This window comes from Mycobacterium sp. NPDC004974, from assembly GCF_053600815.1.
The window spans coordinates 112,861-132,390 of the sequence record NZ_JBSGAQ010000005.1; the positions used below are offsets into that span (position 1 = coordinate 112,861).

Annotated in this window: 18 protein-coding genes; 3 read left to right on the forward strand and 15 right to left on the reverse strand. The window is 68.6% G+C overall.

The window, feature by feature from the left end; translation table 11 throughout:
- Window positions 1-10 precede the first annotated feature (10 nt).
- From ACWEFV_RS13885 to ACWEFV_RS13895, 3 genes are read right to left on the reverse strand one after another with little or no spacing between them, the layout of a single operon-like run.
- Complete coding sequence (locus ACWEFV_RS13885) at window positions 11-1,201, reverse strand: iron-containing alcohol dehydrogenase family protein (RefSeq protein WP_450070576.1); 1,191 nt, start codon at window positions 1,199-1,201, stop codon at window positions 11-13.
- A 44-nt stretch (window positions 1,202-1,245) separates the two neighbouring features.
- The gene (locus ACWEFV_RS13890; protein ID WP_210115532.1) at window positions 1,246-2,601 is read right to left on the reverse strand and encodes an aldehyde dehydrogenase family protein; all 1,356 of its coding nucleotides are present in this window, start codon (window positions 2,599-2,601) and stop codon (window positions 1,246-1,248) included.
- A complete protein-coding gene (locus ACWEFV_RS13895; RefSeq protein ID WP_450070577.1) occupies window positions 2,598-3,332 on the reverse strand; it encodes a gamma-glutamyl-gamma-aminobutyrate hydrolase family protein in 735 nt (244 codons plus the stop codon). The genes ACWEFV_RS13890 and ACWEFV_RS13895 overlap by 4 nt, the downstream gene beginning before the upstream one ends.
- Before the next feature lie 66 nt (window positions 3,333-3,398).
- Here ACWEFV_RS13895 and ACWEFV_RS13900 point away from each other — a divergent pair, with 66 nt between their 5' ends.
- Entirely contained in the window at window positions 3,399-4,124 is a 726-nt protein-coding gene (locus ACWEFV_RS13900; protein WP_450070578.1) for a FadR/GntR family transcriptional regulator, read from the forward strand.
- Here ACWEFV_RS13900 and ACWEFV_RS13905 read toward each other — a convergent pair.
- Window positions 4,121-4,459: a hypothetical protein gene (locus tag ACWEFV_RS13905; RefSeq protein WP_135455490.1), complete on the reverse strand. Its 339-nt coding sequence runs from the start codon at window positions 4,457-4,459 to the stop codon at window positions 4,121-4,123. The genes ACWEFV_RS13900 and ACWEFV_RS13905 overlap by 4 nt on opposite strands.
- Before the next feature lie 124 nt (window positions 4,460-4,583).
- Here ACWEFV_RS13905 and rbpA point away from each other — a divergent pair, with 124 nt between their 5' ends.
- On the forward strand, window positions 4,584-4,922 hold the full coding sequence (gene rbpA / locus ACWEFV_RS13910) for an RNA polymerase-binding protein RbpA (RefSeq protein WP_135455492.1): 339 nt from the start codon (window positions 4,584-4,586) through the stop codon (window positions 4,920-4,922).
- Between the two features lie 60 nt (window positions 4,923-4,982).
- On the opposite strand, the gene ACWEFV_RS13915 is transcribed toward rbpA, so the two are convergent.
- The 11 genes from ACWEFV_RS13915 to ACWEFV_RS13965 form a co-directional block, all read right to left on the reverse strand.
- Window positions 4,983-5,789: a polyprenol monophosphomannose synthase gene (locus tag ACWEFV_RS13915; protein WP_075919998.1), complete on the reverse strand. Its 807-nt coding sequence runs from the start codon at window positions 5,787-5,789 to the stop codon at window positions 4,983-4,985.
- A gap of 9 nt (window positions 5,790-5,798) precedes the next feature.
- Window positions 5,799-7,676 carry an apolipoprotein N-acyltransferase gene (gene lnt, locus ACWEFV_RS13920; protein ID WP_450070579.1) on the reverse strand — a complete coding sequence of 626 codons (1,878 nt, stop codon included), beginning with the start codon at window positions 7,674-7,676 and terminating at the stop codon, window positions 5,799-5,801.
- Window positions 7,666-9,261 (reverse strand): amidohydrolase, encoded by a 1,596-nt coding sequence (locus tag ACWEFV_RS13925; RefSeq protein WP_135455496.1) that lies wholly within the window; start codon window positions 9,259-9,261, stop codon window positions 7,666-7,668. The genes lnt and ACWEFV_RS13925 overlap by 11 nt, the downstream gene beginning before the upstream one ends.
- Before the next feature lie 17 nt (window positions 9,262-9,278).
- On the reverse strand, window positions 9,279-9,791 hold the full coding sequence (locus tag ACWEFV_RS13930; RefSeq protein WP_450070580.1) for an FxsA family protein: 513 nt from the start codon (window positions 9,789-9,791) through the stop codon (window positions 9,279-9,281).
- 48 nt (window positions 9,792-9,839) lie between these two features.
- A complete protein-coding gene (locus ACWEFV_RS13935) occupies window positions 9,840-10,223 on the reverse strand; it encodes a PPOX class F420-dependent oxidoreductase (RefSeq protein WP_135455501.1) in 384 nt (127 codons plus the stop codon).
- Window positions 10,224-10,282: 59 nt separating this feature from the next.
- Window positions 10,283-13,954 (reverse strand): cobaltochelatase subunit CobN, encoded by a 3,672-nt coding sequence (cobN, locus tag ACWEFV_RS13940; protein WP_450070581.1) that lies wholly within the window; start codon window positions 13,952-13,954, stop codon window positions 10,283-10,285.
- Window positions 13,955-14,258: 304 nt separating this feature from the next.
- On the reverse strand, window positions 14,259-14,684 hold the full coding sequence (locus ACWEFV_RS13945; protein WP_135460108.1) for a hypothetical protein: 426 nt from the start codon (window positions 14,682-14,684) through the stop codon (window positions 14,259-14,261).
- Between the two features lie 47 nt (window positions 14,685-14,731).
- The gene (locus ACWEFV_RS13950) at window positions 14,732-15,976 is read right to left on the reverse strand and encodes a DUF58 domain-containing protein (RefSeq protein ID WP_450070582.1); all 1,245 of its coding nucleotides are present in this window, start codon (window positions 15,974-15,976) and stop codon (window positions 14,732-14,734) included.
- A 5-nt stretch (window positions 15,977-15,981) separates the two neighbouring features.
- On the reverse strand, window positions 15,982-16,953 hold the full coding sequence (locus ACWEFV_RS13955; protein ID WP_450070583.1) for an AAA family ATPase: 972 nt from the start codon (window positions 16,951-16,953) through the stop codon (window positions 15,982-15,984).
- Window positions 16,950-17,432 carry a hypothetical protein gene (locus tag ACWEFV_RS13960; protein ID WP_450070584.1) on the reverse strand — a complete coding sequence of 161 codons (483 nt, stop codon included), beginning with the start codon at window positions 17,430-17,432 and terminating at the stop codon, window positions 16,950-16,952. Before ACWEFV_RS13960 ends, ACWEFV_RS13955 begins: the two co-directional genes overlap by 4 nt.
- Window positions 17,429-18,340 carry a DUF4129 domain-containing protein gene (locus ACWEFV_RS13965; protein WP_135455511.1) on the reverse strand — a complete coding sequence of 304 codons (912 nt, stop codon included), beginning with the start codon at window positions 18,338-18,340 and terminating at the stop codon, window positions 17,429-17,431. The genes ACWEFV_RS13960 and ACWEFV_RS13965 overlap by 4 nt, the downstream gene beginning before the upstream one ends.
- 68 nt (window positions 18,341-18,408) lie before the next feature.
- On the opposite strand from ACWEFV_RS13965, the gene cobG reads away from it, so the two are divergent.
- Window positions 18,409-19,527 carry a precorrin-3B synthase gene (gene cobG, locus ACWEFV_RS13970; RefSeq protein ID WP_135455513.1) on the forward strand — a complete coding sequence of 373 codons (1,119 nt, stop codon included), beginning with the start codon at window positions 18,409-18,411 and terminating at the stop codon, window positions 19,525-19,527.
- Window positions 19,528-19,530 lie beyond the last annotated feature (3 nt).

A 19,530-nucleotide genomic window follows, 5' to 3' on the forward strand; every position in this document is an offset into this window, starting at 1 on the left:
GCTCCTCTCCCTATGCGGTGGTGAACTCGCGCGTCGACAGACCCAGCGCCGCGGCGAACAGGTCGTGAACCTCTGATCGCTGCCACGGTTCGGGCGCCATGGTGATGAAGTAGTCAGCCAGGGCCAGATCGGTGAGCCGGTCCAGATCGGATGCGGACAGCCCGATGTCGGCGAGCACCGGGAAGTCCAGATCGGCCAGCAATGAACGCACCGCCTCGACCACCCGACTGCCGTCTCCGCTGCCGTCGTCGGGCAGCCCCCATGCGTCGGCCACCCGCTCCATTGCCTGCGGCACGAAACGCCGTTCCCGGTCCAGTGTCTCGGCCAGCACCAGTCCGATGGTGAGACCGTGGGGCACGCCGGTGAGCCCGCCGATCGCCTGCCCCAATGAGTGTTCGGCCGCGCAGTCGGAGATGTTCATCGCCAACCCGGCCAGCATCGACCCGCAGGACATGTTGGACCGGGCTACCGTGTCGGTGCCGTCACGGTAGGCGGGCAGTAGCGATGTGCCCATCAGCCGGACCGCCTCGAGGGCGATCGCGTCCCCGATCGGCGTGTGCACCTTGGCCACAACCGCGGCGATGGCCTGCGCCAGTGCGTCGATCCCGGTGTTGGCCGTCATCGACGGCGGCATGCTCCAGGTCAGCACGGGGTCGACAACGGCATATTGGGCGCGCAGGTTGGGGTGGGCGATGCCGGCCTTGCGGCCCGCCTCCGGGTCGGAGACCACTGCGCCGCCGGAGACCTCCGAGCCGGTGCCCGCGGTGGTCGGAACCGCGAACAACGGCACTGTCGGTTCGGCGAAATCCCGTGTGGAATCCAGGAAGTCAGCGAAGGTCATCCCGTTCTGGTAGCACAGCCGCGCCGCTTTTGCGGTATCGATCACCGACCCGCCGCCGAGGGCCACCACGGCCTCGGCCCCCGCGCGTGTCATCGCGGCGGTGGCCGCGTCGATCATGTCGATGGTCGGTTCACCGGCGGGCTTGTCGATCCGGGTGATGTCGAGTCCCGAGCCCTCCAAAGTGGCAAGCAGGTCCGCCACCGCGGGGTTGTGGGCATCGATGTCCTCGTCGGTCAGCACGAGTACCCGGCCGGCGCCGGATGCCCGCAGTAGATCGGGTAGTTCGTGGGACTTACCCTCTCCGAACGAGATCCGGACGGGGAGGTGGTTGTTGAAGGGGGCGATGGGCTGATTGATCACGGCGCTCCAGGGGTGGTTTGTCTGTGGCAACGGTCGGTGTGCAATTAGGTCTTGACGAAGATGTTCTTCAGTTCCGTGTAGGCCAGTGGCGCGTCGGGACCCAGTTCGCGGCCCAATCCGGAATCCTTGAACCCGCCGAACGGCGTGTTCACCCGCACCGAGCTGTACGAATTGACCGCCAGCGCACCGGCTTCCATGGCCCTGGCCACCCTCAACGCACGCGCCCCGTCCAGCGACCAGACCGATCCGGCCAGTCCGTAGCGGGTGTCGTTGGCTCGCCGGACCGCCTCGTCCTCGGAATCGAACGGCAGCACACAGACCACCGGCCCGAAGATCTCGTCACGGGCCGCCGGGTGCTCGTCGCCGACCGGGTGCAGCACCGTGGGCGGGTACCAGAAGCCCGGCCCGTCCGGGGCGCTTCCCTCGAACAGCACCGGCGCCTGACTGACATACGATGCGACCCGCTCACGTTGGCGCTGCGAGATCAACGGGCCCATCTGGGTGTTCTCGTCGAGTGGATCACCGACCCGCAACGCGGTCGTGGTGTCCTTGAGGTGGGTCAGGAACTCCTCCATGGCCGGGCGTTCGACGAACACTCGAGATCGCGCGCAGCAGTCCTGACCGGAGTTGCCGAAGACACCTCCGGCCAATCCGGCTGCGGCAGCCTGCAAATCGGCGTCGGCGAACACCAGGGCGGCCGATTTGCCGCCGAGTTCCAGCGTCACCCGCTTGAGCCGGTCCCCGGCCCGCCTGGCGATATCGCGGCCGACCGCAGTGGATCCGGTGAATCCGACCTTGCGGATGTCAGGGTGGTCGACCAGCATCCGGCCGACCGGGTCGCCCGGCCCGACCACCACGTTGAGCAACCCCTCGGGCAGCCCGGCCGCCACGGCGATGCGCTGCAATTCCAGGGCGGTGAGCGGGGTGAGTTCAGAGGGCTTGAGTACGACCGCGTTCCCGGCCGCGAGCGCCGGAGCGACCTTCCACGCCGCGATGGACAACGGGTAGTTCCAGGGAGTGATCAAACCGACCACACCGAACGGCTCGTGGAAGGTCATGTCCAGCCCGCCCGAGACCGGGATCGTGTGGCCCAACAGACGTTCCGGGGTCGCCGAGTAATAGCGGAAGGTGCCGGCCACCCCGGCCATCGCACCGCGCGCGTCGGCGATCGGCATCCCGACATTGCGGGCCTCCAACCGAGCCAGGTCCTCGGCCTCCGCGCGTACCGCGTCGGCGATCGCGAGCAACACCTCGGCCCGGTGGGCGGGATCGGCGCGACTCCAATCACGCTGGGCACGTGCGGCTCTGCGCACTGCCTCGTCGACTTCAGCGGCGGTGGCCCACGGTACCTCTGCGAGCACCCCACCGGTTGCCGGTTCCAGAACCTGACCCTTCATCACAACCTCTCCGTACGTGACGAGTTCGCGTGGGCTGCCGCCCCGACGAACGAATCGAAAATTTGCTTCATGGGCTGATATTCGGGATGCCACTGCACGCCGAGCGCGAAGTGCCGATCCGGCCATTCGATCGACTCGATCACCCCGTCGGGTATCGACCGGGCGGTGATGCGCCCTCCGCCACCCACCTCGGCCACACCCTGATGGTGATGCGAATTCACTTCCGACACACCGGCCAGCCCGGCGTGACCGAGCAGGGAGTCGACGGCCACCTCGATCGCGTGATGGGTCGCCTGGTCCAATCGGCCCGGCGCCGGACGGTGCTCGGCGAACCCGACGTCCAGCAGGTGCTGATGCAGCGTGCCCCCGGTGGCCACATTGAGGATCTGCAGGCCCCGACAGATCCCCAGAACAGGGATGTCACGCTCCAAAGCCGCTGCGGCGATCCGCAATTCGAATTCATCGCGGATCGAGTTGGTCTCTTCCATCCGCTCGGTGGCTCCTGCGCCGTAGTACTCGGGCTCGATGTCGGTACCGCCGGCCAGCAGCACACCGTCCAGCACGTCGAGCACTCGTCCGGCATCGGCGTTGAGCGAGGGCACCAGCACCAGCGACTGCCCGCCGGAGCACTCCACCGCATCGAGGTAGGTCTGGGCCGCCAGCACCGCATCCTGGCGCCAGAATCCCCACGTCGCCGTGGTCGAGACGCCGCAGATCCCTATCAGTGGGCGCATTCGGTGCACCATGGTATGGATTTCATACCTTAGGACAATAGGGCCACGCGGAGTACTCTGCAAGGGATGTCAGACGACTTTTTACTTCGCCCGCTCGACGCCCCGCCGGCCTATGCCGCGGTCGTCGACCGCATCCGCCGGGCCGTCACCCTCGGGGTGCTCCTGCCCGGCGACCGCCTGCCGTCTGAACGCTCACTGGCCGAGGGAATGCAGGTCTCGCGCGTCACGGTGCGGGAGGCCCTGCGAGTTCTGCAGGGCGAGGGCCTGCTGCTGACCAAACGCGGCAGCAGTGGCACAACCGTGTCGCCCGGAGTGATGGCGGCTGACCTCACCGACGACTACGACCGCAAGACCGCTGAAGTATTCGAAGTCCGCCTGGCGGTGGAGACCATGGCCGCCCGGCTGGCCGCCGAACGCGGCACACCAGCCGATCTGCAATGGCTGGATTCCTGCCAGGAAGCACTGGAATCGAGCACCGACATCCACGCGTTCCGCCGGGCAGACTCCAACTTTCACCTGGCCGTCGCCAGGATGAGCGGTAACACCATGCTGAGTCAGGTCATCGAGGACACTCGGGCGTCAGTGTTCTCCCGACTGGACCGCAGCAACTTCCCAGTGATCTACGAATCGTCGAACCGGGGCCACGCCGACGTCATCGCCGCCATCAAGAATCGCGATGCGGATGCCGCGGCGGCGGCAATGGCCGCGCACATCGAAGAGGCCAGGGGTGAGGTCATGGCGGTCTTCGCCGAACGCGGCCAGGAGCCACGCACCCCTGATACCGGCAGCTAGCGCCAGCCGTCGGCCGCCTTCGCGGCCTCTATCAACGCATCGCACAACTGCCGCAGTTCGTCTATTCCGGCGCCCTCGTCGACCGCGATCGCGACATCCTCGGCCGCACACCTGACCTGGTACACCCGGTCGGACAGCTGGGCCGCCTCGTCGGCGCTGAGTACCACCGAATCCGGGGCCAGCGAGGTGCCCTTGACCATGGCGCGTTGTTCGTAGGCCCGCTGCCGGCAGGACTGCCTGCAGTACTGGCGACGGCGGCCCATCTGCGCATCGGCGACCTCACGACCGCACCACCGACACGGCTGGGGACGGCTTTGTCTGCGGTGGTGCGCCATGGGTCACGACTGTAGACTGCCCGACGCCTCGACCCGCGTATCATCAATGGTCGAGTCGGGAACTTGGCAACGCCGTGCAGCGTTGATACATCCGGACCAAAACGCCAAATAAGGAGTGTTGACGATGGCTGATCGTGTCCTGAGAGGCAGTCGCCTCGGAGCCGTGAGCTACGAGACCGACCGCAACCATGACCTGGCGCCGCGTCAGGTCGCGCGCTACCGCACCGATAACGGCGAGGTGTTCGACGTTCCGTTCGCCGACGACGCCGAGATCCCCGGCACCTGGCCGTGCAAGAACGGGCTCGAGGGCACCCTGATCGACGGTGACGTGCCCGAGCCCAAGAAGGTCAAGCCGCCGCGCACCCACTGGGACATGCTGCTCGAGCGTCGCTCCGTCGAGGAACTCGAGGAGCTGCTCAAGGAGCGCCTCGACCTGATCAAGACCAAGCGTCGCGGCAGCTGAACCGTACAAAAAACCGCGATACGCCCTCCGTGGGCGTATCGCGGTTTTTTCGTCTGCCGGTTAGCGGACCACACCCCGGGCGCGGTCCAAGCGCCCGCGGATACCCCACTCCGCGACCTTGAACATCGCCTCGCGGATGTTGGAGCCACTCATCTTGGAGACCCCGAGTTCACGTTCGGTGAACGTGATGGGCACCTCGACGACCTTGAACCCGTTGTTGATCGCACGCCAGGTCAGGTCGATCTGGAAGCAGTAGCCCTTCGAATCGACCGCGGACAGGTCGATCTTCTCCAGCACCTCGCGACGGTAGGCGCGGTACCCGGCGGTGATGTCGTGGATGCCGACACCCAGCAGGAGCCGGGAGTAGGTGTTGGCGGTCTTCGACAGCACCAGCCGTCGAACCGGCCAGTTGCGCACCGTGCCGCCGGAGACATACCGCGAACCGATGGCCAGATCCGCCCCGGCGTCGACCGCATCGAGGAGCCGGTTCAGCTCCTCCGGTGCGTGACTGCCGTCGGCGTCCATCTCGACCAGGACCGAGTACCCGCGGCCCAGCCCCCACGCGAAGCCGGCCAGATAGGCCGCACCGAGGCCCGCTTTGCTGGTCCGATGCATCACGTGCACCCGATCCGGGTCGGCCAGGGCCAGCTCATCGGCCAACTGGCCGGTGCCGTCGGGACTGCCGTCGTCGACCACCAGGATGTGCACCTCGGGGCTGGCGTGGTGCACACGTCCGACGATCAGCGGCAGGTTCTCCCGCTCGTTGTAGGTGGGAATGATCACCAGAGTGCGCTGACTCGGGCGTTCACCGTCCTGGCGAGGGCTGGATTCCCCCTGCCGCTGCGCTCCGTCACCAGGGACTGTCATGTGGCTCCTTCATCGTCGCGGGCCTTCGCCGGTGCGACGCCTCAACATTCTTTGCACGAACCCTCCATTGTGCAGTATCGCGGCAACCAGTGCCCCAATACCAAGCGTGACCAGCGCCACCTGCAGGGCCGGCCCCCACTCGGTGGCCGGCGTCACATCTGACTTCAGCCTGATCTGGCTGTCCAGGTAGGCGGGCTGGAAGAACTCGGTGCGGGCCATCTCGCGCCCGTCCGGGGCGATCACCGCGCTGATGCCCGTGGTCCCGGCGACCACGAGGTAACGGTCGTGCTCGACGGCCCGCAGTTTGCCGAACGCCAACTGCTGGGCGCTCATGTTCTCGTCGAACGTCGCGTTGTTGGTGGGCACCGTCAGCACCTGGGCGCCATTGAGCACCGATTCCCGCGCAGCCCGGTCGAAGATGACCTCCCAGCAGGTGGTCACCCCGATCGGAACACCGGCCGCGTGCACGACGCCGTTGCCCTCACCAGGCACGAAGTAGCCGGCCCGGTCCGCATACGACGACAGGTGTTTGAAGAAACTGCGCCACGGCAGGTACTCGCCGAACGGCTGCACGATCTTCTTGTCGTGGCGCTCACCGGGACCGTGGTCAGGATCCCAGACGATCACGGTGTTGTTGGCCACCGGATTGTCCGGGGTGTAGCCGTCGGCCTTGACAACGGTGCCCACCAGGATCGGCGCGCCGATGGCATCGGCCGCCGCGGTGATCTGTGCGGCCGCGTCGGCGTTGGTCAGTGGATCGATGTCAGAGGCGTTCTCGGGCCAGACCACGAACATGGGCTGCGGAGCCCTTCCGGCGCGCACGTCGTCGGCCAGCCGCTGCGTCTGCTTCACGTGGTTGTCGAGCACCGCACGGCGCTGGGCGTTGAACTCCAGGCCGAGCCGGGGCACGTTGCCCTGCACGGCGGCCACGGTGACGGTCTGCTCATCCCCCGCGCCGGTGCCGGAGGAACGGACCTGGGGCCACAGCACGGCGGTGGCCAGCAGCACCACCGTGATGCTCAGACCCGGCAGCATGACCGCGGGCGCCGGGAAACCCGGCTTGTGTCCGTGATGCCACCACTGCACGATCTCCAGGACCAACAGCGTGGCGCTGAAGCCGACCAGCGCCACCGCGAACGACAACAGCGGCGCGCCACCCCATCGCGCGAGGGCCAGGAGCGGTCCGTTGGTCTGACCGAATCCGAGGACACCCCAAGGGAATCCGCCGAAGGGCACGGTCGATCTGAGCCACTCCTGGGTGCTCCACAGCGCGGCGAACCACAGCGGCCACCCGGGCAATCGCCTGACCGCAACCGCCGCCAGGCCGAAGATCCCGCAGAACAGTGCTTCCATGGCGGCCAGGGCCAGCCACGGCGCCGCCCCGACCAGTCCGCTGATCCATGGCAGCAACGGGACATAGAACGCCAGGCCGAACAGGAATCCGTATCCGAAGCCGCCGGCGCGGGTGGTGGAGCGAAGGGTCAGCACCCAGCCGATCAACGCCAGCCCGATGAACGCCGCCCACCACCAGCCGGTCGGCGGATAGCTCAGGCACAACGCGAGCCCGCCGCCGACCGATGCGCTCAACTGCGCCCACCGCACAGCCGCGGCCCGGCCGAATCGTGACGCCCAGGCAGCCACCACAGACCAGCGGTCGGGGGTGCCCGCCGCGGTCAGGCGATACCCACGCTCCTCGGGTTCCTCGTCGGGATCGATGTCGGCCACCGGATCGCCGGTGACGTCCTCGTCCAGTTCGTCGTAGGACTCGTCGTCGAGCTCGTCCAGCTCGGCGAGTTCGTCGTCCTCGATGGCCGGGATCACGTCGGTGGTCTCGTTGGGCCCCGGCCGCGGGCGGCCGAAACGCTCTCTGGGACGGTCACTGCCCATGGATGACGACACCCCGGTGAACGGTCTGACGGCAACGCGGCAGCTCCGCATCAGCGGTCAACCGCGGCAGTGCGGGCACCCGTGAGCGCGGATCCGTGGACCATCGCTGAACGGCGTTGGCCGGCGCGCTGACCTCCAGGTGGTCGGCCTCCCAGACCGCATAGCTGGCCGGGGCCCCAGGTGTGAGTGTCCCGCTGGCGCCGTCGCGCACCCCACCGGCGCGCCAGCCGCCGCGGGTGGCCGCAGCGAACGCGGCACGGGCCGAGATGGCACTGCCCGGGCTCCGGTGCAAGACCGCGGCGCGCACGGTCTGCCAGGGGTTCATGCTGGTGACCGGCGTATCGGAGCCGAAGGCGAGGGGCACGCCTTCGGATGCTAACAGCGCGAACGGGTTGAGCTGGTGAACTCGATCAAGCCCGAGACGTTGGGCGTACATACCCTCTGCGCCGCCCCACAGGGCGTCGAAGTTGGGCTGCATGCTGGCCATCACGCCCCAGGTCCCCAATTGGGCGGCTTGTTCGGGGGTGACCATCTCCAGATGCTCCAGACGGTGGCCGCAGCGGGCCACCGCCGGGCCGCCCAGCCGCTGTGCCGCGCTGGCGAATCCCTCGACGACAGCGGAGACGGCAGCGTCGCCGATCACATGGAACCCGGCGGCGATGCCGGCCTCGGTGCAGGCCTGCACATGCCTGGTGATGGCCTCGACGTCGAGATAGCAGTTGCCGCACGTATCGGGAGCGTCGTGGTAGGGCGCGTTCAGCCATGCGGTGTGCGAGCCGAGGGCACCGTCGACGAACAGGTCTCCGGCCAGGCCGCGGGCGCCGGTCTCGGCAATCAGGTGGCGGGCATGCTCGGCGTCACGGGCCGGCTCGCCCCAATAGCCGACGACCTCCACGCCGTGCTCCAGGGCGCGCAGCTCCTGCCAGTCGAGCAGACCGCCGATCTGCGGGCCGGCACATTCATGGACCGCGGCGATGCCCATCGCGGCGGCATGATCGAGCGCCGCGACGCGGGCGTCGTGCCGCTGCTGCGGGGTCAGCTGTTCACGCGCCGAAGCGCGCACCAGGTGATGTGCCTCGGCGGTCAGCGGGCGCTGCGGGTCGAACCCGGCGACCTCGGCCAGTGCGGGCACCAACCGGCGCAGTGCGGAAGTTGCAGCGGCCGAATGCACGTCCACCCGGGCCAGATAGGCGGGCCGATCCCCCAAGACCCCGTCGAGGTCCCCGGTGCTCGGGCCGGTGTGCTCCGGCCAGCCCGACTCGTCCCAGCCGTGTCCCCACACCGGCCCGTCCGGATGCCGGCGCGCGTACTCGTCCACCAGACGCAGGCAGTGTTGCAGTGAGGTGGCCGCACGGAGGTCCAGACCGTCCAGGTTGAGCCCGGTGGCGGTCAGGTGGACGTGACTGTCGACAAATGCGGGTGCGACGAAGCCGCCGGCCAGGTCGACGATCTCGGCTTCGGGAAACTGCGACCGGCCGACCTCGTCGGTACCGAGCCACGCCACTACGCCGTCGCGCACGGCGAATGCGGTCGCGTCGGGATAGCTGGGGCTGTGGATGCGCCCGTTGATCAGAAGTGTGGTCAAGCTGTTTCTGCTGGCTGTTAGGCCTTGGGAGGCAGGCGGTGTGGATCGACTTCGGTCACGTCGATGAACTCATTGACGTCGATTACTTCGCCGTCAATGTAGTCGCCCGCCCCGTGCCGATAACCGGCGGTACCGGTCGGTGCACCGAAACCGGCAGGCGCCGCGGCGATGAGCGGCATCCGCCGGACGACCAGCCCGGTGAGAACCGGTCGCGCGGCGGCTCGGGTGGTTGGCAGCAGCAACAGCGCGCCCACGATCGAGCTGGCCAGACCGGGAATCACCACCAGCACGGTGCCCAGCGCCACCAACACGCTGTCGGACACCGCGCCCTGGGGATCGGACAGCCCACCGGACAAGCCCGTGCGCAACCGGCGGATGTGCCGATTGAGCTGTGAACCTGCCAGCGCCAGCCCGATCACGAACGAGGCCAACAGCAACAGCACGGTGTAGCCGAACCCGATGGTCGCCACCAGGGCGACCATCACCGCCATCTCTACCAGGAGGTAGATCAGAAACAGCCGCTTTGCCATGTTCAGTACAACGTGGCTGATGCCCGTCAGGTTCCGCCGCGGTCCGTTTCAGTCCGCGGCCCGCAACTCCAGGCCGACATTGCGGTGCATGCCGCCCCTCAGCTTGCTGAACAGATTGAAGCCCTTACCCATCAGGCCGTAGCGCTTTCCGATGCCGTCGTAGATCTCGCCGTTGCGGGACTGCTCCAGCACCACGGCCTGCGCCTCGACCGGCTCGCTCTTGGGGTTGCCCCGCACATCGCAGATCGCCACCGTCACCCGCGGGGTGTTGCGGATCCGCTTGACCTTCCACGAATCGGCCTCGGTGATGACCAGCAGCCGGTCACCGGAGGGCACCGCCCAGATCGCGGTCGGCTTGGGCCTGCCGTCCTTGGTGAACGTGGTCAGCAGAACGTAGTTGGCCTTGGCGACATCGGCGAAGGTGGGAGCCATGGGTCAAATCTACTGCCCCGGGTCGCTGCGCTCCTGCCCACCGGAAATCAACTGTCTGCCTAGCCTTCCAGCTCACCTTCGGTTTCCAGCAGCACCTGCCGCAGCCCGTCGAGGGTCGCCTGCTCGGGCTCGGCCCACATCCCCCGGCCGGCGGCCTCCAGCAGCCGTTCTGCCATGCCGTGCAACGCCCACGGGTTGGATTCCGACATGAACTTGCGGTTCTCGTCGTCGAGCACGTATTCAGCCGAGAGCCGTTCGTACATCCAGTCGGCCATCACATGTGCGGTGGCGTCGTATCCGAACAGGTAGTCGACGGTGGCCGCCATCTCGAAGGCGCCCTTGTAGCCGTGCCTGCGCATCGCGGTGATCCAGCGCGGGTTCACCACCCGGGCCCGGAAGACACGGTTCGTCTCCTCCGACAGCGTGCGGGTGCGGACCGCGTCGGGGCGGGTGTTGTCGCCGATGTAAGCGGCCGGGGCCTGTCCGGTCAACGCCCGCACGGTGGCGACCATGCCGCCGTGGTACTGGAAATAGTCGTCGGAGTCGGCGATGTCATGTTCACGGGTGTCGGTGTTCTTGGCCGCCACCGCGATTCGCCGGTACGCCCGGTTCATGTCGTCACTGGCAGGTGCGCCATCCAGACCCCGCCCGTAGGCGAATCCGCCCCAGGCGGTGTACACCTCGGCCAGGTCGGCGTCGTCACGCCAGTTGCGGCTGTCGATCAGCTGCAACAGGCCCGCACCGTAGGTTCCCGGCTTGGAGCCGAAAATCCTCGTGGTGGACCGTCTTTGGTCACCGTGCTCGGCCAGGTCGGCCTGGGAGTGGGCGCGTACGTAATTGTCCTCGGCCGACTCGTCGAGGCCGGCCACCAGTGCCACCGCGTCATCGAGCATGGTGACCACGTGCGGGAAGGCATCGCGGAAGAACCCGGAGATCCGCACGGTGACGTCGATGCGCGGCCGGCCGAGCTCGGCGAGGCCGATCGGCTCCAGGTTCACCACCCGCCGCGAGGCGTCATCCCAGACCGGGCGCACACCCAGCAGGGCGAGCACTTCGGCGATGTCGTCACCGGCGGTACGCATGGCCGACGTGCCCCACACCGACAGGCCGACCGACTGCGGCCAGCGTCCGTAGTCGGTCCGGTAGCGGTCCAACAGTGAATCGGCCATCGCCACACCGGTTTCCCAGGCCAGCCGGGACGGAACCGCCTTGGGATCCACCGAGTAGAAGTTGCGCCCGGTGGGCAGCACGTTGACCAGGCCGCGCAGCGGCGATCCGGACGGCCCCGAGGCGATGAAGCCCCCGGCCAGGGCACGCAGCACCTGGTCGATCTCGCCGGCGGTGCCGGCCAGCCGGGGCACCACCTCGGAGGCGGCGAACCGCAGGATGCGGGCCACCTCGGGGTTGTCGGTGATCTTCTCGACGGCACCTGTGTCCCAACCGGATTCCTGCAACGCGGCCACCAGCTCGCGGGCACCGGCCTCGGCGGCGTCGACAGCCGCGCGGTCGTCACTGCCGTCCTCGATCAGGCCCAGCGCCTGGCGCAGCCCGGGCACGGTCTGCTCGCCACCGAACAGCTGCCGGGCCCGCAGGATTGCCAGCACCAGGTCGAGTTCGCCTGCGCCGGTGGGCTTCTGACCCAACACATGAAGGCCGTCGCGAATCTGGACATCCTTGATCTCGCACAGCCAGCCGTCGACGTGCAGCAGCATGTCGTCGAACGACTCCTCGTCGGGGCGATCCTCCAGGCCAAGATCGTGGTCCATCTTGGCGGCGCGCATCAGCGTCCAGATCTGCTGCCGGATCGCCGGCAGCTTGCCGGGATCCAGCGCCGAGACCGTGGAGTGCTCGTCGAGCAGCTGCTCGAGTTTGGCGATGTCGCCGTAGGTTTCGGCGCGCGCCATCGGTGGGATGAGGTGATCGATCAGGGTGGCGTGCGCCCGGCGCTTGGCCTGGGTGCCTTCCCCCGGATCGTTGACCAGGAACGGATAGATCAGCGGCAGGTCGCCGAGGGCGGCGTCGGTGCCGCAGGCCGCGCTCATGCCGAGCGTCTTGCCGGGCAGCCATTCCAGGTTGCCGTGCTTGCCGAGGTGCACCACCGCGTGTGCGCCGAACGAGCCGGGGAACGACGAGTCCAGCCAGCGGTACGCGGCCAGGTAGTGGTGGCTGGGCGGCAGGTCGGGGTCGTGATAGATGGCCACGGGGTTCTCCCCGAACCCGCGCGGCGGCTGCACGATCAGCACCACGTTGCCGGCCTGGATGGCCGCGATGACGATCTCGCCGTCGGGATCGCGGCTGCGGTCGACGAACAGCTCACCCGGCGGCGGACCCCAGTGCTCGACGACGGCGTCGGCCAGCTCGGCGGGCAGTGTGGCGAACCAGACCCGGTAGTCCTTGGCCGGAACCCGAAGCGGATTGGCGGCCAGCGCCTCGTCGGTCAGCCAGTCCGGGTCCTGCCCGCCGCGCTCGATCAGGGAGTGGATCAGTGCGTCGCCGTCGCCGGAGGCGACAATTGTGGCGAGGTCGCCGGATCCGCCGATCTTGGCGAGGTCGCTGGGGGCGGTGGCCTCACCGATGTCGTACCCCGCATCGCGCATGGCGCGCAGCAGCGCGACCGCGCTGGCCGGAGTGTCCAGGCCGACGGCGTTGCCGATGCGGGCATGCTTGGTGGGATAAGCCGAGAACACCACGGCCACCCGCTTTTCCGCAGCGGGGATGGCGCGCAACCGGGCGTGGCGGACCGCCAGGCCGGCCACCCGCGCGCAGCGCTCGGGGTCGGCCACGTAGGAGATCAGCCCTTCGGAGTCGATCTCCTTGAAGGAGAACGGCACCGTGATGATCCGGCCGTCGAACTCGGGAACGGCTACCTGGGTGGCGACGTCCAACGGCGACATCCCGTCGTCATTGTCGGACCACTGGTCGCGCGAACTGGTCAGGCAGAGCCCCTGCAGGATCGGAATATCCAGTGCGGCAAGGTGAGCGACGTTCCAGGAATCGTCGTTCCCTCCCGCGCCGACCGCTGCCGGGGTGGCACCTCCGGCCGCGAGCACGGTGGTGACCAGCGCGTCCGCGGTGCCCAGCAGCTCGAGAAGTTCAGGTTCGGCCGTGCGCAGGGATGCGCAGAACACCGGCAACGCGCGGCCGCCGGCCTGCTCGACGGCGTCGCACAGCGCCTCGACATAGGCGGTGTTCCCGGCCAGTTGCTGGGCGCGGTAGTACAGCACGGCGACGGTCGGACCCTCGGCACCCGTGACGGTGGCCGCCCGCTCCAGGACACCCCAACTCGGGGTGGCCACCGGAGCGGCGAAGCCGAACCCGGTCATCAGCAGCGTGTCGGACAGGAAGGAATGCAGATTCCCCAGGTTTTCCAGACCACCCTGCGCCAGATAGATGTGGGTTTGCAGGGCAGCCCCCTGCGGGGCGGTCGAGTGACCCATCAATTCGGCGTCAGGCGACTGCTCGCCGCTGACCACGACCGTCGGCAGGCCACTGGCCACCACGGTGTCGATGCCGTCCTGCCAGGCCCGGTAGCCGCCCAGGATCCGGATCACCGCGATGTCGGCACCGTCGAGCAGCTCCTCGAGTTCACCGGTGACCAGCCGCGACGGGTTCGCCCACCGGAACCCCGCTCCGCTGGCGCGCGCGGTGATCAGATCGGTGTCGGATGTCGACAGCAGAAGAATGGTGGGACGGGGCTGGGCGGGATCGGATGTCGGACTGGAGGTGACCACGCACCATTCGTACCGCACCGGCTACCTGAGCGGTGAGCGCGGTGCGGTACGGGTCAGAAGTGCGTCAGGGCCGGATCTCGCCGAACCGGTTGTGCCAGGTCTGGCGGTAGGGCCGTCCGGTGACGCCGACGAGCACCAGAATGAGCGCAGCGAATGCACCGAATGCAACCATGGGCTTCCCCTTCCTCGATCGTTATCAACCCGGTACCAGCGGTCCCGGGTATGCGTCCGACGGTACTTCGGATCACCGAGAAAGTCGTCAATGTGTAAGAGAGCGAACAGCTTTCCCGACCAGTGACGAATGTCACAATCGACCGGGGTGTCCGACTTCCCACCTGCTGCTTTCCATGAAGGGCCGGATGACCGACAGGTAGATCCCGGCGACGGCGAGAGGTGCCAGCAACGGCAGCCACCGCACCTGGGCAGGCACCGAAGCCGCCCCCAATCCGATGACGGTGAACCCGATCGCGGCCAGCACGGTGGCCCGCGTTGTCGTCACGACGCCGGGTGCGCCGACAGCATGCCGGATCACCAGATAGGCCGCTGCCGACAATCCCGACAGGGCCGCGTACAGCGGCGCCGGTTCCGACAAAGCCAGCGCGACCACGGTGGCGAGCACGGCGACGGTCGCTGCGGGGCGCACCGCCACTGCGCCCAACACCGCGACTGCCCCGACCGCGGCGGCCAGCAGTGCGGGTCCGTCGGCGGGAGCGGCCGATGACGCCACCATCAACAGCCCGAACGCGGTCGAGAAGATCCGGGGCGCGGGTTGGGCCGTCACGCTCGACTCCGGTGCCGATCGGGGATCAGCCGCATCGCGTCAGCCAGCCCGGTATCGGGGCGCCACCGCACCACGTCGATCCCGACGGTCCCGAGGTCGCGGTACATCGTGGAGCGTCCCAGCGCCCACATGCGCGCGATCAGCGGATCCAGCTCGCCGATGAACGGAGCGCCGTCGAGCACGTCGACGGCCACCACCGGATGTCCCCGTTTGCACAGCTCGATCAACGCCAAGGCGAACTCGGTGTTCAACAGTGTCGAGAACGCCACCACGACCGCGCCCGGCGGAACCGCCGCCCGGGGCGCCAAAGTGCCGGTGACACTCTCGGTTCCACCGCCGGCCGCCAGCACCGCATCGAGCACGCGGTAGAACTGCCGTCGTCCGATGTCGACACCGAGCCAACGCGGCTGTCGGCCACCGAGCGCGACGACACCCGCGCGGTCGGAGTTGCGTAGCGCACTCTGCACCACCTGGGCGGCGCCCCTCGCAATGCGTTCTCCAGCCTCGGTGGCCGGACCGGGCGCTTGATCGTGCGTGTCGATCAGCACCACCACGTCGGCGCCACGATCGGTCAACCGCTCCGTGACGTGCAGGCGACCGCGCCGGGCGCTCACCGGCCAGTTCACGGTGCGGAGGTGGTCGCCCGGCACATAGGGACGCACGTCGGCGTACTCCACCCCCGGCCCGGTGTGCCGGGTCAGGTGCGCGCCGAGCCGGTCGGGCAGTTCGGTGTACGGGATCGCCGTGTCTTGAGGGGCGGCGAGCGGGAAGACATAGAACTGCGCGGCATCGAAGACGCCGTAGCCCGCGCGTAGTCCGCCGGGTGCCAGGACGTCGACTCGAGCCCGCGCCGGATACCGGCCCCAGCGCTGCGCCACACCCGACACGGTCGCGTGCAGGCGGGTGCGGCCCGCGTCGGCAACGTCGAGTTTCAGCCCCTCGACGGTGTCCACGGTGAGCAGGCAATCGGTTCCGGCACCGTCGACGGTCGCGGTGAGCGTGATCTGGGTGGTCTCCCCTTCGAAGCAGCGCACCGTGTGGGGTTCGCAGCTGACCCGCACGTTCGCCACCGGCCGCTGCCAGTGGACCGAGCACAGCACGCCGAGCAGCGGCGCCACGAACACGATGAGCTGCCACCGTGCACCGATCGCCGCGGCCGCCAGCGCCACGGCCACCACGGTGGCCAGCGCCCTCGTCAATGAGGATGGGCGCCAATGATATTGGACTTCGTAGCCACTCATGACGGTCACGCCTGGGTGGCTCGCGGGACCGGTAGGCGGCGCAACAGTTCGGCCATGACGTCGGATCCGTGGATGCTGCGCACCCACATCTCGGGCCGCAGACTGATGCGGTGCGCCATGGCCGCGACGGCCAGGGTCTTGACATCCTCGGGGATGACGTAGTCGCGCCCGAGAAGCACTGCCCGGGCTCGGGCCAGCTGCACCAGATCCAGTTCGGCGCGCGGGCTGGCACCCACCGCGACCTGAGGATGGTGGCGGGTCGCGGCCGCCAGTGCGACGACGTAGTGCAGCACGTCATCATGCACCGTGACCTGTTCGACGGCTTCGCGCATCGCCAGAAACTGCGACCGGTCGACGACCTGGTGCACCACCACCGCGGCCGATCCCCGATCCAGCCGGCGGCGCAGCATCGCGGTCTCGTCCTGTTCGGACAGGTATCTGAGCTCAAGGCGCACGGCGAAACGGTCCAGTTGGGCTTCGGGCAGCGGGTAGGTGCCCTCGTATTCGATCGGATTGTCGGTGGCCAGCACGATGAACGGGGCGGGCAGCGGATGGGTCTGACCGTCGATGCTGACCTGTTGTTCGGCCATCGCTTCCAGCAGTGCGGCCTGGGTCTTGGGTGGCGTGCGGTTGATCTCGTCGGCCAGCAGCAGGTTGGTGAAGATCGGTCCGGGCCGGAATTCGAAACGGCCCGACTGCATGTCGTACACGGTCGAACCGAGCAGATCGGCGGGCAGCAGGTCCGGGGTGAATTGCACGCGGGTGAATTTCAACCCGAGGGCCGCCGCGAACGATCGTGCGATCAGCGTCTTCCCCAGTCCGGGAAGGTCTTCGATCAGCACGTGCCCGCGGGCCAGCAGGGTGGTGAGGATGAGGGTCAGCGCGTCCCGCTTGCCGACCACGGCCCGTTCGATCTCGTCGAGCACGACCTGCGCTGTGGCGGCCGCCGACGCCAACTCCGACACGTGGCCGGTCATAGCCGCTCCAATCGTTGCAGGATCTCCGCGAGCACCTCGCGGCCCGGGCCGGGCTCGTCGGCCCGCTCGGCACTCACGTTGTTCGGATCCACCCACTGCCACAGCTGCGGGCCGAACAACATGCGGCCGGTCGCGGCGAATGCGGCCGGATCACCGGTCTGCCGATGGCCGGTGGCTGCCGAGAACTCCCTGGCCAACCGGGGACGTAGATGCCGGTCCCACTCCCGCCGGGTGGAGTCGGCCCGCCGCACCAGGGTCCCGGTTTGAGTCATCCACTGCGCCAACAACTCCGCGGCGTCGTCCGAGTCCACCGCTGGTTGCTGCCGATCCTCCCGCAGCATCCAACGCATCGATCCCAACACGATGGCCGCCGCCACGCCCGCAACCCAGCCCACCATCGCGCGGTCGGGCACCACCAGCGCGGCATATCCCTGCACCACGAGGATCACCAGAAATCCCACCAGGGCGGTTGCTTTCACGACACACCCCGGAGTTCAGCGAGAACGTCCTGCAACGCGGCCACGGCGCTGTCGCGGTGGACCTCGGTCATCACATGGGGGCTGAAGCGCGCCTCGGTGAACAACTGCACCAATTCCGTTGCACCCGAGGTAGATACCGCGTGATGGTCCACCGCGCGAGCCAGCACCTCCGACGGGGTGTCCGATTCGAGCGGGACCGCACCCGGGGCATGCGCGAGTCCGCGTTCCATCGCCGCGTAGCAGGCGATGATCGCAGCCCTGGGGTCCCGGCCGGCATCTCCCATTTCGGCCAACCCGAGTTCTGCTGCCCGCACGAGGGTTTGGGGTCCGGTCCGCTGTGGCGGCTCGCTTCCTGCATCGACGCGGATGGCCGGCTGCCTGCGTTTGACCTGGGCGATGGCCCCGACTGCGAGTATCAGCAGCAGGACCAACGTCGTAGCGACGAAATACGGCAGGAGCCGGTCGTCGACGCCGAACGAGTCGGGCGGTTCGGGCTCGACCGCGCCAGGCGGCGGGCGGGCCGGCGACGGCTTCGCTGCCGGCGGTTGGCTCGTCTGCACACCCAGCCGCGAGATCACCACGATGACCACCAGCCACCCGAGCAGTACGCCGAGCGCGATCAACACCCATTTCGCGCGTAGCTCCCCCGGCACCCCGCGCCGGGCGGTCGGCCGGTACTCCGCGCTGCTCGGTACGGACGGGCGGCGGGTCAGCACCGCGAACGCGAGCACCGCCAGCGCCACCGCCACCAGCGCGACGACGGCGATCAGGCTCAGAGTGGGATCGGTCGGCGCCCGTCGGGGTGCGGGCCGGGCCCCGGGCAGGTAGCCGCGCAGTGCCAGGACAGTTGTCACCAGCAGCGCGAGCACAATCGCCACGCGCCGTGTCGGCTTGTCGATACCGGACATCGCCCGATCAATCGTCGCACGTCACGTGGCCGGCGAGACGAGAATCCAAGGTTTCTAGAATGAACCCCGTGGCCCGAACCCGCGACCAGGACGCCTGCCCCGGCGCATTGACGGTGCACCAGGCCGCCGACGGCGCCCTGGTGCGGATCCGGCTACCCGGCGGGATGATCACCTCGGCCCAGTTGACGGCACTGGCCGAGGCGGCCGAGCAGTTCGGTTCTCCCGCAATGGAGCTGACCTCTCGCGGCAACATCCAGATCCGGGCGGTGACGGATACCGACGCAACCGCCACGGTGCTGGCCGACGCCGGGTTGCTGCCGTCACCGACACATGAGCGGGCCCGCAACATCGTGGCCTCGCCGTTGTCCGGACGCTCTGGCGGCGTCATCGACATCCGCCCCAAGGTGTCCGACCTCGACCGCGCCATCCAGGCCGACCCGGCTCTGGCCGGGTTGCCCGGCAGGTTCTGGTTCAGCCTGGACGACGGCCGCGGCGACGTGTCCGGGATCGACGCCGACGCCGGTGTACACGCCCGCGATGACGGCACCTGCGCGTTGCTGCTGGCCGGGCGCGACACCGGGGTGCGACTGGATACCGGCGATGCGGTCGCCACCTTGATCGAGGTGGCCAGACGGTTCGTAGAGATCCGCGGAAAGGCCTGGCGGATAACCGAACTCGATGATCATTCGGCACTGTTGGACGGTCTGACCGCCGACGCTCCGGCCGGCGCCACCTGGCCGCCGACGATGACACCGCCGGTCGGCTGGATAGAACAGCGGGACGCCCGGGTGGCGGTGGGGGCCGCCGTGCCGCTGGGGGTCCTGCAGGCTCGGGTCGCCCACTTCCTGGCCGCGATCGAGGCCCCACTGGTGATCACCCCGTGGCGTTCGGTGCTGGTGTGCGACGTCCCCGAGGGCGTCGCGGACGCCTCCCTGCGTGTGCTGGCACCACTGGGACTGGTGTTCGACGCCAATTCGCCGTGGCTGCGGATCAGCGCCTGCACCGGCCGTCCCGGATGCGCCAAGTCCGCCGCCGATGTGCGTGCCGACGCCGCCGAGGCGGTCGACACGCCCGCGGAGACGCACCGGCATTTCGTGGGCTGCGATCGGGCCTGCGGCAGCCCGCCCGTCGGAGAGGTCCTGATCGCCGCCGAGGACGGATACCGGCTGCGTATCCCGCCCCCGTAGGGT